The organism is Dietzia sp. 2505 (genome assembly GCF_040546785.1).
In the GTDB taxonomy this organism is placed as follows: Bacteria; Actinomycetota; Actinomycetes; order Mycobacteriales; family Mycobacteriaceae; genus Dietzia.
Window position 1 is genome coordinate 203,447 of record NZ_JBEPON010000004.1, and the last position, 15,267, is coordinate 218,713.

Annotated in this window: 16 protein-coding genes; 8 read left to right on the plus strand and 8 right to left on the minus strand. The window is 71.4% G+C overall.

The genetic code is table 11. From position 1 onward, the window contains the following. Positions 1–82 precede the first annotated feature (82 nt). Together bagB and bagA are read right to left on the minus strand one after the other, a co-directional pair. Entirely contained in the window at positions 83–1,189 is a 1,107-nt protein-coding gene (gene bagB / locus ABIE38_RS09980) for an ArsA family ATPase (protein ID WP_354055848.1), read from the minus strand. A gap of 1 nt (position 1,190) precedes the next feature. Next, positions 1,191–2,267: an ATPase BagA gene (gene bagA, locus ABIE38_RS09985; RefSeq protein WP_354055850.1), complete on the minus strand. Its 1,077-nt coding sequence runs from the start codon at positions 2,265–2,267 to the stop codon at positions 1,191–1,193. Positions 2,268–2,332: 65 nt separating this feature from the next. Here bagA and ABIE38_RS09990 point away from each other — a divergent pair, with 65 nt between their 5' ends. From ABIE38_RS09990 to ABIE38_RS10000, 3 genes are read left to right on the plus strand one after another with little or no spacing between them, the layout of a single operon-like run. Further along, on the plus strand, positions 2,333–2,503 hold the full coding sequence (locus tag ABIE38_RS09990) for a DUF4177 domain-containing protein (protein WP_179524409.1): 171 nt from the start codon (positions 2,333–2,335) through the stop codon (positions 2,501–2,503). Next, a complete protein-coding gene (locus ABIE38_RS09995; protein WP_354055852.1) occupies positions 2,503–2,982 on the plus strand; it encodes a RidA family protein in 480 nt (159 codons plus the stop codon). Before ABIE38_RS09990 ends, ABIE38_RS09995 begins: the two co-directional genes overlap by 1 nt. 9 nt (positions 2,983–2,991) lie before the next feature. Next, a complete protein-coding gene (locus tag ABIE38_RS10000; RefSeq protein WP_354055854.1) occupies positions 2,992–3,831 on the plus strand; it encodes an MBL fold metallo-hydrolase in 840 nt (279 codons plus the stop codon). A 124-nt stretch (positions 3,832–3,955) separates the two neighbouring features. Here the strand turns inward: ABIE38_RS10000 and ABIE38_RS10005 are convergent, their stop codons facing one another. Further along, positions 3,956–4,660: a cyclic nucleotide-binding domain-containing protein gene (locus tag ABIE38_RS10005; RefSeq protein ID WP_182610554.1), complete on the minus strand. Its 705-nt coding sequence runs from the start codon at positions 4,658–4,660 to the stop codon at positions 3,956–3,958. Between the two features lie 317 nt (positions 4,661–4,977). Between ABIE38_RS10005 and nth the strand changes: the two genes are divergently transcribed. The 4 genes from nth (at position 4,978) to ABIE38_RS10025 (ending at position 8,574) form a co-directional block, all read left to right on the plus strand. Next, complete coding sequence (nth, locus tag ABIE38_RS10010; RefSeq protein WP_502914757.1) at positions 4,978–5,772, plus strand: endonuclease III; 795 nt, start codon at positions 4,978–4,980, stop codon at positions 5,770–5,772. Further along, positions 5,769–6,434 carry a TlpA family protein disulfide reductase gene (locus ABIE38_RS10015; protein ID WP_354055856.1) on the plus strand — a complete coding sequence of 222 codons (666 nt, stop codon included), beginning with the start codon at positions 5,769–5,771 and terminating at the stop codon, positions 6,432–6,434. The genes nth and ABIE38_RS10015 overlap by 4 nt, the downstream gene beginning before the upstream one ends. 77 nt (positions 6,435–6,511) lie before the next feature. Then, on the plus strand, positions 6,512–7,381 hold the full coding sequence (locus tag ABIE38_RS10020; RefSeq protein WP_354055858.1) for an NUDIX hydrolase: 870 nt from the start codon (positions 6,512–6,514) through the stop codon (positions 7,379–7,381). After that, positions 7,378–8,574 (plus strand): MarP family serine protease, encoded by a 1,197-nt coding sequence (locus ABIE38_RS10025; RefSeq protein ID WP_304812227.1) that lies wholly within the window; start codon positions 7,378–7,380, stop codon positions 8,572–8,574. Before ABIE38_RS10020 ends, ABIE38_RS10025 begins: the two co-directional genes overlap by 4 nt. A gap of 82 nt (positions 8,575–8,656) precedes the next feature. Here the strand turns inward: ABIE38_RS10025 and ABIE38_RS10030 are convergent, their stop codons facing one another. The 4 genes from ABIE38_RS10030 to ABIE38_RS10045 form a co-directional block, all read right to left on the minus strand. Then, on the minus strand, positions 8,657–9,475 hold the full coding sequence (locus tag ABIE38_RS10030) for an alpha/beta fold hydrolase (protein WP_502914758.1): 819 nt from the start codon (positions 9,473–9,475) through the stop codon (positions 8,657–8,659). Between the two features lie 146 nt (positions 9,476–9,621). After that, positions 9,622–10,137 carry a phage holin family protein gene (locus ABIE38_RS10035; protein WP_354055862.1) on the minus strand — a complete coding sequence of 172 codons (516 nt, stop codon included), beginning with the start codon at positions 10,135–10,137 and terminating at the stop codon, positions 9,622–9,624. Positions 10,138–10,218: 81 nt separating this feature from the next. Further along, positions 10,219–12,186, minus strand: a complete 1,968-nt coding sequence (gene acs / locus ABIE38_RS10040) for an acetate--CoA ligase (RefSeq protein WP_354055863.1) — start codon at positions 12,184–12,186, stop codon at positions 10,219–10,221. Positions 12,187–12,330: 144 nt separating this feature from the next. Beyond that, on the minus strand, positions 12,331–12,984 hold the full coding sequence (locus ABIE38_RS10045) for a PRC-barrel domain-containing protein (protein WP_354055865.1): 654 nt from the start codon (positions 12,982–12,984) through the stop codon (positions 12,331–12,333). 160 nt (positions 12,985–13,144) lie between these two features. On the opposite strand from ABIE38_RS10045, the gene ABIE38_RS10050 reads away from it, so the two are divergent. Further along, positions 13,145–13,903 carry a Fic family protein gene (locus ABIE38_RS10050; RefSeq protein WP_354055867.1) on the plus strand — a complete coding sequence of 253 codons (759 nt, stop codon included), beginning with the start codon at positions 13,145–13,147 and terminating at the stop codon, positions 13,901–13,903. A 453-nt stretch (positions 13,904–14,356) separates the two neighbouring features. Here ABIE38_RS10050 and ABIE38_RS10055 read toward each other — a convergent pair whose 3' ends face one another. After that, complete coding sequence (locus tag ABIE38_RS10055; protein WP_354055869.1) at positions 14,357–15,187, minus strand: HAD family hydrolase; 831 nt, start codon at positions 15,185–15,187, stop codon at positions 14,357–14,359. Between the last annotated feature and the right edge of the window lie 80 nt (positions 15,188–15,267).

Here is a 15,267-nt window from a genome sequence, read left to right on the forward strand (position 1 = left end):
GTACCCCGCCACCGACGCGACCCGCGGCATTAGCCGCGGGTCGAGTCATATGTCGGACCGGTCTGCTCGCCTGCCGGCCTGGTCACCCGCAGAGCTGGTCGCCGACCGAGCGCAGTGCCTCCAGGTTGGAGATCTCGAACGGCAACGAGGGCACACCCACGATCCGCACGTCCGGATGGGTGTCGGTGAACGACTCCAGCAGGCGGACCTCCTGCTTGGCCGTGCCGGCCCGGTCGGCGTGGATCCGCAGCACCGCCTCGGCCTCCGGGTTCCCCGCCAGCCGGTCGGCGGCAGCACACGCCTGCTCGGCCGTGAGGTCGGTGAGTCGAGGATGGGTGCGGTTGATCACGACCCCCGCGAGCGGCATCTCCTCCTCCGAGAGTCGTTCGGCGAAGAACGCGGCCTCGCGCAGGGCGGGCCGTTCCGCGGACGAGACCACCAGGAACTCGGTGCCCTTGCGGCGCAGGATCGACTGGGTGCGCGAGGCCCGGGTGGCGAACCCGCCGAACGTGGAGTCCAGCGCCACCACCATCTCGGAGGCGTCCTTGAGCATGGACGAGCCGACGACGGCCGAGACCCCGCGCATCGCCGTGCTCATGGCGCCGGTCATCAATCGGCCGACCCCGCGACCGGGCGCCGCGAACACCCGCATGAGGCGGCTGTCCATGAACGCGCCCAGTCGGCGCGGCGCGTCGAGGAAGTCGAGGGCGTTGCGGGAGGGAGGGGTGTCGACGACGACGAGGTCCCACGACGAGTCATCGAGCAACTGGCCCAGTTTCTCCATGGCCATGTACTCCTGCGTGCCGGCGAAGGAGGTGACCATGGTCTTGTAGAAGTGGTTGTCCAGGATGGACTGCGCCTTCTCGGGCGTGGTGTTGGCGGTGACCAGCTCGTCGAACGTGCGACGCATGTCGAGCATCATCGCGTGCAGCGACCCGTCCGAATCCGCGTGCTCGGGTCCCAGGTCCACCCGGGACGGCTCGTTGGAGAGGCTGTCGATGCCCAACGCCTGAGCGAGGCGCCGGGCCGGGTCGATGGTGAGGACCACGGTGTCGCGGCCGAGCTCGGCCGCGCGCAGGGCCACCGCGGCGGCCGTGGTGGTCTTGCCCACGCCGCCGGCGCCCGTGCAGACCACGACACGTGTCGCGGGGTCGGTGAGCATTCCGGTGATGTCGAGACGACGTGTCATGTCAGTGCACTCCCTGATCGGCGAGGGCGGAGGCGAGGTCGTAGAGATCGGCGACCTCGACGCCGTTGGGCAGGGCCGGCAGCACGAGGGTCGGGCAGCCGGAGGAGGTCAGGGTCTCGCCGGCCTTGAGCTGGCCGCGTGCGACGCGGGCGTGTTCGATGGCCTCCACCAGGAGCCCCTGCAGGCCCTCGTCGTCGAGCTCCACACCGGTCTCCTCGAGTCCGGCCAGCACCGCCTCGGCGTCGATGTCCTCCTCGGCGATCCGCTGGAGCGCGGCGTCGTCGAGGTGCCTGGTCTCGGCCCGGTTGATGATCACCTGGCCGACCCGGAGGTCGTGGGAACGCAGCTCCTCGATCGCCTCGATGGTCTCCTGGACCGGCAGCGATTCGAGCAGGGTGACCAGGTGGACGACGGTCTGCGGGGAGTGGACCAGCTCGGAGACGGCATCGGCCTGGCGGCGGATGGGCCCGCCGGCGGCCAGGTCGGCCATCGCGGTGGTCACGTCGAGGAACTTGCCGATACGGCCCGTGGGCGGGGCGTCCACCACCACGGCGTCGTACACGACCTCCTTCTTGGCGTGCTGGCGCGTGACGACCTCATAGATCTTGCCGGTCAGGAGCACGTCCTTGAGTCCGGGGGCGATGGTGGTCGCGAACTCGATCGCGCCCACCGACTTCATCACCTTGCCCACTACCCCGAGGTGGTAGAAGGTGTCGAGGTAGTCGAGCATCGCGGCCTCGATGTCGATGGCCAGCGCGAACACCTTGCCGCCACCGTCCACGCGGGCCACGAGCTCCTCGCGGTACGGCAGTGGGGCGCGGTCGAAGATCCGGGAGATCCCCTGGCGTTCCTCCACCTCGACCAGCAACACGCGCTTGCCGGTGGAGGCCAGTGCCAGCGCGAGCGAGGTGGCGACCGTGGTCTTGCCCGTTCCCCCCTTCCCGGAGACGTAGTGGAGGTCTGCGCGGGCGGAGGGGTCGGACCAGCCGGTGGACAGCTGGTCGGCGATGGTCGCCCTCGTCGACTGTGTCCCCTGAGTTCGTGTCGCCTGCGTTCCTGAATTGTCGGTGGACGGCATGCGTTCCACACTAAGCGGTTCCACCAGAGCGCGCGGGCGGCTCTCGACTTCCCTAGAGTGGGGGCATGAGCGAATCCACCTCCGCAGCCCGGTTCGAGTACGCGACCGTCCCGCTGCTCACCCACGCCACCAAGCAGATCCTCGACCAGTGGGGCAGTGACGGCTGGGAGCTCGTGTCCGTGCTGCCCGGGCCCACCGGCGAGCAGCACGTCGCCTACCTCAAGCGCCGGCTCTGATGTCGGAGGGCGAGGCCGGCGGCTACTGGACCCGCAAACTGGAGCAGCTGGGGATCGACCTGCCGACCGTGGTCCCCCCGTTGGCCAACTACGTCCCCGCCGTGCGGACGGGGGCGTACGTCTACACCTCCGGTCAGCTTCCGATGGTCGACGGCGCCCTCGCCGCGACAGGCAAGGTCGGAGCCGCGGTCAGTCCGGAAGCGGCCGCCGGTCTCGCCCGGACCTGCGCCCTCAACGCGCTCGCCGCCGTCGACGGCCTGGTGGGCATCGACTCCGTGGTGCGGATCGTCAAGGTCGTCGGGTTCGTCGCCTCGGCGCCGGGCTTCAACGCCCAGCCCGCGGTGATCAACGGCGCCTCGGACCTGCTGGGTGAGGTCTTCGGCGACGCCGGCGTCCACGCCCGCTCCGCCGTCGGGGTGTCCGAGCTGCCGCTCGACGCTCCCGTCGAGGTCGAGCTCATCGTCGAGGTCGAGGGCTAGGGACGGATCATGGCGACGTCCGGCGGTCTGGCCCCGATCACGTTCCCCGCGTACGAGACGCTGCGCCCCGTCACCGACCTGGCCGGGGTGATCCTCTGCGACAACCCCTCGGAGATGACCTTCGAGGGGACCAACACGGTCGTGCTGCGGGCGCCGGGATCGCCCACCGCCGTGGTGGTGGATCCCGGTCCGGACGATCGCGCGCACGCCGAGCGGATCGCCGCCATCGTGGGGGAGATCGAGCTCGTCGTCGTCACCCATCGCCACGGGGACCACACCGACGGGATCGACCACCTCCGCGCGCTGACCGGCGCGCCGGTCCGGGCGGTCGGGGAGCGGTACTGCCGCGACGCCGCGCCACTGGTCGACGGCGAGGAGATCCACGCCGCGGGGCTGGACATCATCGTGCTGGCCACTCCCGGGCACACCGCGGACTCGATCAGCCTCGAGGTGCGGCCCGCGGGTGCGGGGTTCACCGCGCCGGCGGACTGCGTAGTGCTCGGCGACACGATCCTGGGTCGCGATTCGACGGTCCTGGACTCGACCGACGGCGATCTGGGCGACTACCTCGAGAGCCTCGACCTGCTGGCCGCCCGCGCCGACGGCGTCGTCGTCGGTGTTCCCGGGCACGGGCCGGACGTGGACAACACCGCGCGCGCAGCCCAGGTGCTCGCCCGCCACCGACGGGACCGGCTCGAGCAGATCGTCGCCGCCCGCGCGGAGCTGGGCCGCGACGCGTCCGCCGAGGCCATCACCCAGCACATCTACCGGGATGTCACGCCGTTCCTGCTCAAGGTGGCCGAGCAGTCGACGCTCGTGGCCCTGCGCCATCTCGACCGATCCGGCTAGCCCGACGGCTCCGGCCCGCCCAACGAATCCGGCCCGCCCAACGAGAAGAGCGTTCCGCGCACCCCTTCCTCGGGGGATGTGTGCGGAACGCTCTTGTCGATGAGGCCAGCGGGGCCGGCGAGGCTCAGCGGGCGCGGCGGGCCAGGCGCTCGGTGTCGGAGATGATGACGCTCTTGCCCTCGAGCCGCAGCCAGCCGCGGTGGGCGAACTCGGCCAGGGCCTTGTTGACGGTCTCGCGGGACGCGCCGACCAGCTGGGCGATCTCCTCCTGCGTGAGGTCGTGCGTCACGCGGATGTTGCCGCCCTCCTGGGTGCCGAAGCGCTGGGCCAGCTGCAGCAGCGCCTTGGCCACGCGACCGGGGACGTCGGTGAAGATGAGGTCGGCCAGGTTGTTGTTGGTGCGGCGCAGGCGGCGGGCCAGCACGCGGAGCAGCTGATCGGAGATCTCGGGACGCTCGGAGATCCACCGCTTGAGCGCGGAGCGGTCCATGGCCTGCACGGAGACGTCGGTGACGCAGACCGCCGACGAGGTCCGCGGGCCCGGGTCGAAGATCGACAGCTCACCGAACATGTCCGACGGGCCGAGGATGGACAGCAGGTTCTCGCGGCCGTCGGGGGCCTTGCGGGAGAGCTTCACCTTGCCGGAGGTGACGATGTACAGGCTGTCGCCCTGCTCGCCCTCGCGGATGATCACGTCACCCTTCGAGTACTCCTCGCGGGTCAGGTCGGCACGCAGCGCCGAGACGGCCGCGGGCTCGACACCCTGGAAGATGCCGGCCCGGGTGAGTACGTCGTCGGCAGACTGGTCCGTGCGGCGATCTATCGTCACAGTCTGTGACCCTCCCGTTCGGGCGCGGACGAGCGAGGTCCGCGACATGGCGTGCGTGTGGCGAAAGCCACTGTAGCCGTTCCGGTGCCCCAGGTGTGACCAACGCGCGGCGACCGGGGTGGGTCAGGTCTCGATCTTCTCCGGCTCGGCCAGGATGGCGGCCTCGAACTTATCCATCAGGAGGGCGAAGCCGGCGAGGAGGACCGGGACCAGGACGACGAGGATTCCCTGCATGACCCCGAGTAAACACCCCCGCAGGTCGGCGCGCACGCGCGGCCCGGCGCACCCGAGGGTGGTCCGGGCCGTAATGTGGTCTCATGCCCGACCCCGCTCCAGCTTCCACGAAGCGCCGCAGACCAGGGGTGGCCGCGAGGGGGGTGGAAACCGACCTCGGGCGCACCCGCCGTGCCAGGCGCATGCTCCGCACCCTCGAGAGCGCGTTCCCGCACGTCTACTGCGAGTTGGACTTCCGCGACCCGCTGGAGCTGAGCGTCGCGACGATCCTGTCCGCGCAGTGCACGGACAAGCGGGTCAACGAGGTCACGCCCGCACTGTTCGCCCGGTACCGCACGGCAGCGGACTACGCGGGCGCGGACCGCGAGGAGCTGGAGGCGTTGATCCGTCCGACCGGTTTCTACCGCAACAAGGCACGCAGCATCCAGGGTCTGGGCGCGGCGCTGGTGGAGAAGTACGACGGCGAGGTGCCGCGGCGGCTCGAGGACCTGGTCACCCTCCCCGGGTTCGGACGGAAGACGGCCAACGTGGTGCTCGGTAACGCGTTCGGCGTGCCCGGGTTGACGGTGGACACGCACTTCATGCGCCTGGTCGCGCGCTGGAAGTGGACCGAGGCCACCGACCCGGTCCGCATCGAGCGGGAGGTGGCGCGGCTGCTCCCGCGCGCGGAGTGGACCGACGCCAGTCACCGGATCATCTTCCACGGTCGACGGGTGTGTCATGCGAGGACCGCGGCCTGCGGGGCGTGCGTCCTGGCCGACGACTGCCCGTCCGCGGGCGAGGCCGGCCCGCTCGATCCGGTGGCCGCCGCCCGCCTCGTGGCGGGACCCGAGCGCGCCCACCTGCTGGAACTGGTCGGGTTGGGGGACCAGGCGTGAGCCCCTCACTGAGATGGTCGCTGGTCGCCCTGGTGGCGCTGGTCGGCGTCGTCGTCGCGCTGGTCTCCACCCTCGGCGGCGACGAGGGGGCCGGATCCGCCGCCCCGGCCCCGTCCGCGCCCCCCGTCGGAGCACCCCCGCTCGACGAGCCACAGACGGTCGTGGACGACCAGACCCGTGCGACGGCGGATCTGCCCGCCTGTCGCGACAGCGCCGCCGCGGCCACGACCGCCGGCCCCGTCGCCGGATTCATGGTGCGCTGCATGGACGACGGCAGCACCACCACCCTCGGCAAGATCCAGGCGGACCGTCCGATGGTGGTCAACCTGTGGGCGTACTGGTGCGAACCGTGCCGCAGGGAGCTGCCCGCCATCCGCGACGCGCAGGCCACCCTCGGCGACAAGGTGCGGGTGGTGCTGTCCCACACCGACCCGTCGGAGACCAAGGGGTTCGACACCCTCGCCGCGCTGGGCGTCGAGGAGCTCATCTCCGTCTCCGACCAGGACGAGGAGCTGCCGACCCTGCTGGGGGCGCCGCCCGTCCTGCCGCTGACCGTCTTCGTCCGGGCCGACGGGACGGTGGCGCACGTGCTCATCCAACCGATGGACACCGAGCAGGACGTGCTCGACGCCGTCTCCGAACACCTGGGGGTCTCCGCATGACCGGTTCCGCGCGTGACACCCCCGAACCACGCCCCGGCTCCGTACCCCGACCCGGCTCCGTACCCCGACCCGGAGACGTGACCGGAGTGCCGCACCCCGGGTGGATGGACCCCCTCATGGCGGCCTGCACCGACGGCACCTTCGACGGTCTGCTGCCCAGACGGCGCCCGCCCGAGGACCGCGGCCCCAACGAGGTCGGCCGCCCGCACCGGGACGCCGCGGTGCTGGTCCTGTTCTCGGGCTCGGCGGATGCGCCCGGCCCACACCCCCCGGAGGACGCCCGCGTCCTGCTCACCCACCGTGCCCCCACCCTGCGCAGCCACTCCGGACAGATCTCGTTCCCCGGGGGCGGGGTCGACGACACGGACAGCGGACCGGTCGAGGCGGCGCTGCGCGAGGCGTGGGAGGAGACGGGGCTGGAGAGCCACGGAGTGGACGTGCTCGCGGTGCTGCCCGAGTTGTACATCCCGGTTTCCAACTACTCCGTCGCCCCCGTCCTGGCCTACTGGCGCGAGCCGATGGAGGTCGCGTCGGTCGATCCCGCCGAGACCGCGAGGGTGATGACGGTGCCGGTCGGTGAGCTGCTCGACCCCGCCAACCGCTTCCTGCTGAGGCACTCCACCGGGTGGACCGGTCCCGCGTTCCAACACGACGACCTGGTGGTGTGGGGTTTCACCGCCGGAATCCTGGCCGCCATGTTCCACTCCGCCGGCTGGGACCTGGAGTGGGACACCGAGGACGTGCGCGACCTGGAGCAGACCCTGGCGGCCTCGGCGAACGGGGAGCAGCACCGGTTGTCGGCGGAGGAGGCGCGGCGCGAGTCCACCGACCCGTTGGCCGACAGGACGGTCGCCGGCGTGCCCGGGGTCCGGTCCGGCCACGCCCCCGACCAGGCCGAGGAACCGCTCGATCTGCCCGCGGACGATCCCCGCAGGGGCTACCGGTGACGGGCTCGCAGTGGCTCGACCTCGCGCTGTACGCGCTCGCCGCGGCGGCGGCGATCTCGGGGTGGATCAACGGTGCGGCGGCGTCGGGCTTCGCGCTGCTCGGCGTGGCGATCGGTGCCACCTCGGGACTGCTCGTGGCGCCGCACCTGGTCAGGGAACTCGACTCGCCCGTGGGTCGGCTCGCGGCGGGTCTGGCCGTGATCGCGGTGATGGTGATCATCGGCCAGATCGCCGGCGTGACGATCGGCCGGGCCGCGAGGCGCTACATCTCCGGGGCGGGGGCCAAGGTCCTCGACAGCACCGTCGGGGCCGTCCTCCAGGCCGCCGCGATGCTGCTGGTGGCGTGGCTGGTGGCCATCCCCGTGGCCGCACAGGAGGGCCCGGGGCTCGGCAAGGCGGTGCGCGGGTCGTCGGTACTGGCCAAGATCGACGACGTGGCGCCCGAGCAGATGCAGCGCATCCCCGCGGCGTTCACCTCGGTCCTCGGCACCACCGGGTTCCCGGACATCCTCGGCCCGTTCGGCACCACGCCCATGCAGGAGGTGCCCCCGCCGGACCCGGTGCTGGCGGGGTCCGAGGTCGTGGCGGCCGTGCAGCCGTCCGTGCTCAAGATCCTGGGCCGCGCCGAGTCGTGCAGCCGCGCTCTCGAGGGCTCGGGGTTCGTCGCCGCCCCCGGCCTGGTCATGACCAACGCGCACGTGGTGGCCGGCACGGGCTCGGTGAGCGTCGTCGCCGGCGACCAGGAACTGGACGCGGACGTGGTGGTCTACGACCCGGGCGTCGACGTGGCCGTCCTTCGCGTGCCGGGACTGCAGGCCCCGGTCCTGCCCTTCGCCGACCGCCGGGGCCGCAGCGGTGACGACGCCATCGTCGTGGGCTACCCCGGCAACGGCCCCTACCGGCCGGACGCCGCCCGCATCCGGGAGCGGGTGACCCTCCGCGGGCCGGACATCTACCGCGAGGCCACCGTCGAGCGCGAGGTGTACATCCTGCGCGGGTCGGTGCGCGAGGGCAACTCCGGCGGACCGCTGATCACGCCGCAGGGGCAGGTCGTGGGCGTGGTGTTCGGAGCCGCGATGGACGCCGCCGACACGGGGTACGCGCTCACCGTCGAGCAGGTGCTGCCGCAGCTCGAGCGGGCGGTCGACTCGCTGGAGCCCGTCTCCACCGGCAGCTGCGTCGGGGCCCGCTGAGCGACGCGCGAGCCGAGGAGGCGGCGGGGCGAGGCGAGGACCCGCGTGGGTGGGTCCGGCTCCGGCGGGAGGCGCCGGGCGGTCAGAGCCCGTTGACCCGGCGCGCGAAGTCCACGATGAGTCGGGAGGTCGCGCCGGGCTGCTCCATGGCCGGGTAGTGCCCCGCGTCCGGGACCAGCTCGGTGCGGAAATCCCTGGCCCACGCCGCCGATGCGCTCACCGTCGACGGTCGGATGAACCGGTCCTCGGCGCCGCTGATCCCCAGCACCGGTTGGTCGAGGACGCCGGAAACGGTCCGCCGGAAATCGCGGCCGTCCGGACGGAGCTGACTGCGGACCATCCAGCGGCGGGACTCCAGGGACAGGTGCGCGACCTTGGGGATGAGCATGGCCCGCCTGAGCAGCGCGGCGGTCTCCCGGAAGTCGTCGGTGTCCGGCCACGTCGGCCCGGAGCGTGCTCTGAGCATCGCCTCCACCGACGCCGCGCCGTCGGCGGTGAGGCGGCGTTCGGGGAGTCGGGGCGCCTGGTCCGCCAGGAGGCGGGGGACCAGGGCGCGGCGTTGGTCGCGATCGCGGAGTGCGGCGTGGCGGGTGGCCAGCGGGTGGGGAGACCCGACGACGACGAGGCCCCGCACGGCGCGCGGCCGAAGGTACGCGGCGGTCCAGGCCACGAATCCGCCCTCGCCCTGCCCCACGATCACCGCCGAGGAGTGGCCGAGAGCGCGGATGAGGTGCGTGATGTCGGCGGCCAGCGTCCACCCGTCGTAACCGCGCGGTGGTTTGTCGGAGTCCCCGTGGCCGCGCAGGTCGACCGCGACGGCGTGGAAACCGGCCTGGGCCAGCGCGACGACGGGAGCCCGCATGGTCCACCAGATGCCGCCCAGGCCGTGGATCATCAGCACCAGCGGTGGCAGCTCACCGGGGACGGTGTCGGGCGGGAGCGCTTCGGCGACGTGCAGACGGATGCCGTTGGCCGAGACGTCACGATGCCGCCACGACCCGTCGATCCTGACGATCGACGGGTCGGGCGGCCGGTGTGCTGGCGTCTTCAGCTGCGCGTGGCGGGCTGGGGCGTCTCGGTGACCCGGACCGTCCCGGGCCGCGGCTCGGCGCCCGTGGGCATGGCGAGCTTGAGGTCGGACACCGAGTCGATGGTGCGCTGGGGCTTACGGATCTTCTTGATCTTGCGGTAACCCAGTAGCCCGCACACCGCCGCCAGCAGCACGAGCACCACGAAGACGATGAGGAACCCGATCCAGTCCCACGACTGGGTGCCGAACCACAGCGAGATGAGCTTCGCCCACATGAAGACGAACGGGAAGAAGGACATGAGGAGCAGCACGAGCGCCGCGACGAAGAAGCCCGACCCGGTGGCCGCCTTCTTGACCTGCTCGGTGACCTCGGTCTTCGCGAGCTCGATCTCTGCGCGGACGAGCGTGGACACCTGCGTCGTGGCGTTCTTGACCAGGGTCCCGATGCTGGCGTCGCCCCGACCGATCGAATCCGCGTCGTGCAGGGGGATCGATGCCTCGGTCGGCGAGTGGGTTCCCTGGGCGTGGCTCACGGTTGTTCCTCCATTGTCAGGCGACGGATGCACCGCCGTCCATCGTGCCACGACACGTGGCTGGCTTCACCCGCTACCCGGTCAGCCGCGCGTGCCCTTCTCCCTGATCTGCTCCATGATGGTCGGATCCGACAGCGTCGAGGTGTCCCCGCCGTCGCGGCCCTCGGCCATGTCCTTGAGCAGGCGCCGCATGATCTTCCCGGACCGCGTCTTGGGCAGCTCGGGCACGATCGTGATGTCGCGCGGCTTGGCGATCGGGGAGATCTCCCGCGACACCTCGGCCCGCAGCTCGTCGATGAGTTTCTGCCGGTCCTCCTCGGCGTCGACGTTGCCGCGCAGGATCACGTAGGCGACGATCGCCTGGCCGGTGGTCTCGTCGTTGGCGCCGACCACGGCCGCCTCGGCGACCGCGCGGTGACCCACGAGGGCGGACTCGACCTCCGAGGTGGAGATGCGGTGACCGGAGATGTTCATGACGTCGTCGACGCGGCCCAGCACCCACAGGGCGCCGTCGGCGTCCCACTTGGCGCCGTCACCGGCGAAGTAGTACCCCTCCTCGGCGAACCGGGACCAGTAGGTGTCGCGGTAGCGCTCCATGTCGCCCCAGATGCCGCGGAGCATGGACGGCCACGGCTCGGTGAGTACCAGGAAGCCCTGCTCCTCGGCGGCGACCTCCTTGGCGTCGCTGTCGACGATGGCCACGTCGATTCCGGGCAGCGGCCGCATGGCCGAACCGGGCTTGGTCTCTGTCACGCCCGGCAGCGGGGAGATCATGATCGCGCCGGTCTCGGTCTGCCACCACGTGTCCACGATGGGGGCCTTGCCGCCGCCGAGGTTGTCGCGGTACCAGCGCCACGCCTCCGGGTTGATCGGCTCACCGACGGAGCCGAGCAGGCGGATCGAGGACAGGTCGTGGGCGGCCGGGATCTCGGCGCCCCACTTCATGAAGGTCCGCACGAGGGTGGGCGCCGAGTAGTAGATGGTGACGCCGTACTTCTCGATGATCTGGAAGTGGCGGTGCTCGTCCGGCGAGTTGGGGGTGCCCTCGTAGACGATGCACTCGGCACCGTTCGAGAGCGGGGCGTACACGCCGTACGTGTGGCCGGTGACCCAGCCGACGTCCGCGGTGCACCAGTAGACGTCCTGGCCGGCCTTGTGGTCGAACACGTTGTGGTGGGTGTAGGACGCCTGGGTGAGGTAGCCGCCGGAGGTGTGGACGATGCCCTTGGGCTTGCCCGTGGTGCCGGAGGTGTAGAGCAGGAACAGCGGGTGCTCGGAGTCGAAGGCCTCCGGCGTGTGCTCGGCGGACTGCTGCGGGATCACCTCGTCCCACCAGACGTCCCGGCCCTCTGTCCACTCGACGTCCAGGCCGGTGCGGCGTACGACGAGGACGTTCTGCACGGACTTCGCGTGCCCGTCGACGCCCTCGAGGTTCCCGGCCAACGCGTCGTCCACACCGGCCTTCAGCGGCGCCGGCTTGCCCCGACGGAACTGTCCGTCGGCGGTGATCACGAGCTTGGCCTCGGCGTCGTCGATACGGGAGCGCAGGGCGGCGGGCGAGAAGCCGGCGAACACGACGGAGTGGGTCAGGCCGAGGCGGGCGCAGGCCAGCATGGCGATGTAGACCTCGGGCAGCAGCGGCATGTAGATGGCCACCCGGTCGCCGGCGACCAGCCCGAGGGAATGAAGATAGTTGGCGGCGCGGCTGACCTCGTCTTTGAGTTCGGCGTAGGTGATGTCCCGCGCGTCGTCCTCGGGCTCGCCGATCCAGTGGATGGCCACGCGGTCGCCGTTGCCGGCCTCGACGTGGCGGTCCACGCAGTTGTGGGCCACGTTGAGCGTGCCGCCCACGAACCACTTGGCGACCGGGGCGTCGGACCAGTCGAGGACCTCGGACCACTCGGTCGACCAGTCCAGGCGCCGTGCCTGCTCGTCCCAGAACCCGAGTCGGTCGGAGGCTGCGACGTCGTAGAGGTCGGCCTGCGCGTTGGCCTGTGCGGTGAAGTCGGGGTCGGGGGCGTAGGTCTGGGTGTGGTCGTGATCGGTCATCAGCGGCTCTCTCTCGGGATATGTGTTCACGGCGGCCGGAGTCGACACGGCGGAAGCGACCGGACCGGTTTCTGTGAGCGTAGTCACATACCTACTGCCGTGTTTCGCAACACACCCGATAGGGGGACGCGGGGGGAGGCGGGGTCAGGACCTCGGCCCGCGGCCTGCGGATTCGCCGGTCTGCCCGCCCTCGTCAGGGGTGCCGCCGGCTCTCTTCGGGGTCTCGGTCTTCGCGTTCTCGGGGCCATCGCCCACCGAGGTGTCGGGTGACGTCGTCGTCGTCGCTCGCGTCCCCCCGTCCTCCGGCGCCCCGCCCGGCGACGCCCCGGCGGCGTCGGGCGCCGTCTTGCCGGCCGGCTTTACTTTCGCCGGTTTCTCCGCGGCTGGCTTCTCTCCCGCCGGTTTCTCCCCGGCCGGCTTCTCTGCGGCCGGCTTCTTCCCCGGGGCCCCCGTCGCTGCCGGCGTGGCCTCGCGACCGCGGACCGGGGCCTCGAGCCCGTAGTACTCCAGAAGCTTGACCTCCTGTTCCGGCGTCAGGGCGTCCTCGGTGTGGTCGGGGCGCGGGGAGTCCCGGATGACGGCTCGGGTGTGGTCCACGTGCAGCTCGTCGTCGAGGAGTCGCGCACCATGGAGGGGGACGATGGCGTCCGAGGAGAAGATGCCGGTCGAGACGGTCGCGAACGTGATCTTGCCGCTGGCGTCGTCCACGTACACCTGGCGGACCGCGCCGATCTTGGTCCCAGTCGAATCGAATGCCGTCGCGTCCAGCAGTGCGTCGAGTTGGTCCTTGAGGGTCACGGGAACTCCGGGGGTCGAGGTGGGGGCGGGGCCGGGGAGCCCCCTGGGGTACTGCTGATTACACCAGCTAGACAGCGGTTGAGCCGGGTCTTGACCGGCTGTGTCGGCGGATTGCGGTGCGCGGGGCGGCGGTCGCCCACGGGTCGGTAACCTCGTCCGGGTGAACACTCGCGCCCAGGACCCCCTCGCCCCGCTGGTCTCCCTGCCCGGCGTCGCGGAGGCCTCGGAAGCCGCCAGGAGCGCGCTCGCCACCGTCCACCGGCATCCCGCCAACCGTCGGGGCTGGCCCACGACCGCGGCGGAGTCGGTGCTGCGCGGGGCGCGGGCCTCGGCCGGTGTGGAGGGCGCGTCGGTGCGTCTGGATGCCGACGGCGACCACGACGAGGTGCTCTCCGGTGCGCTGCGGGTGGCCGGTGAGCTGACCGGCGAGTCGCTCGACAGGGCCGTGTCGGTGTGGACCCGGTCGCCGCTCCAGGAGCTCGCCCACCTGCATCTGCTGGCCGCGTCCGGCCCCGGGGTGGACGCGGCCTCCCTCGGTCGGCCCCGCTCGGATCGGGGGGTGGCCGAGCGGCTGCAGGGGCTGGCGGAGCTGGTGACGGGCGGGACGAAGGTGCCCGCCCCGGTCCTGGCGGCGGTGGTCCTGGGCGAGCTGTCCGGGATGCGGCCGTTCGGGTCCGCCGACGGGGTGGTGGCCCGGGCGGCGTTCCGGCTGGTGACCGTGTCCACCGGCCTCGACCCGCACTGTCTGGGTGTCCCGGAGGTGACCTTCTACCGGGATCCCGCAGCGCACCGATCGGCCCTGGACGGTTTCGTCTCCGGCGACGAGGAGGGGGTCGGCTCATGGATTCTCCACTGCTGTAGAGCACTCGAGGCCGGTGCCCGCGAGGCCACCTCGATCGCCGACGCCGCCGGGACCTGAGCGCCCCACGCCCGGCACGCGAATGGCGGGTCGGCACGCGTGCCGACCCGCCAACTCACTGCGGTTCCATCGAGAGATCCGGGTACCAGGCGTCCTGTGGTCCGCCGTGTGGCCGGTCCGGGACAACCGTCGGTGACGGCTGGCGCGGACCCACGGCTGGTGTGCCTCTCGGGCGTTATCCGTCGCGTGGGTTCCGGAGTATCGATGACGGTGGCTCGGACGGGGGACCATGACTTCTCTTCCGTCACCGCCCTGGCGTCTTGCGTCACCGTGCCCTGAGCATGCCGCGCGGACAGGCGCCCCGGCGATGGTGGGATCCCACAAGGAACCCGGGGACTTGCGGGTGGTTCCCGCCATCGCGTCCCGCCTCGTCGGCGGCGCACGATGGGGGGTTGGGGCCGAGCGCGGGCGGGTCGGGTGACCGGGCTCAGCGGAGGTGACGTGGGACCGGGTTCAGTGGTCTCGCCGCGCGGAACGCGCGAAGGAGAACGTCGCCGCCCCCACTGCGAGCGCGATCGCCCCGACGCCGATGATCGGCCCGGTCGCGCGTTCCAGCGTCGGCAGCAACGGGGTGGGACTGGAGAAGGTGAGGATCGGCCACCCGCGCTCCAGCGCCTCACGGCGCAGGGCCCGGTCCGGGTTGATCACCGTCGGATGCCCGACCTCCTCCAGCATCGGGAGGTCGGTGGAGGAGTCGGAGTAGGCGTACGAGGCCTCCAGGTCGTAGCCGTAGCGTCGGGCGAACGCACGGATCGCCTCGGCCTTTCCCGGTCCCTGGCAGTAGAACTCGATGGACCCGCCGTACCGCCCGTCGGCGTCGCGGTTCATGCGGGTGCCGGCGTAGTGGTCCACGCCGAGCATCCGGGCGATCGGCGCCACCAGCTCCTCCCCGGAGGCGGACACGATCACCAGGTCGTGCCCGAGCGCCCGGTGCTCGGCGAGCAACTCCTGCGCCTCGGAGTACACGGTCGGCGAGACCTTCTCGGTGAGTGCCTCGGTGACGATGCGTTCGACCTTCTCGGGCTCCCACCCCTTGGTGGCCGTGGCCATGGCCTGGCGCACCTTCTGCATCTGGTCGTCGTCGGCGTCGGAGAGGCTGAACGCGAGCTGCGTGTAGGCCAGGTCGATCACCGATCGGCGGGACAACAGCCCCTCGTCGAGGAACGATTTGTTGAACGCGAAGACCGACGAGGTGGCGATGATCGTCTTGTCGAGGTCGAAGAACGCGGCGACCCGGCGAGGTCGGTGCGATGACCGAGGGCCCTGGCGGCGTGGGGCGGACACGCCTCCACGATACGGTTCTTGTGCTCACCGCGCGGATAAGTGATACTGATCACGCTTGAGAGAGCATCCCCCTACAGGTG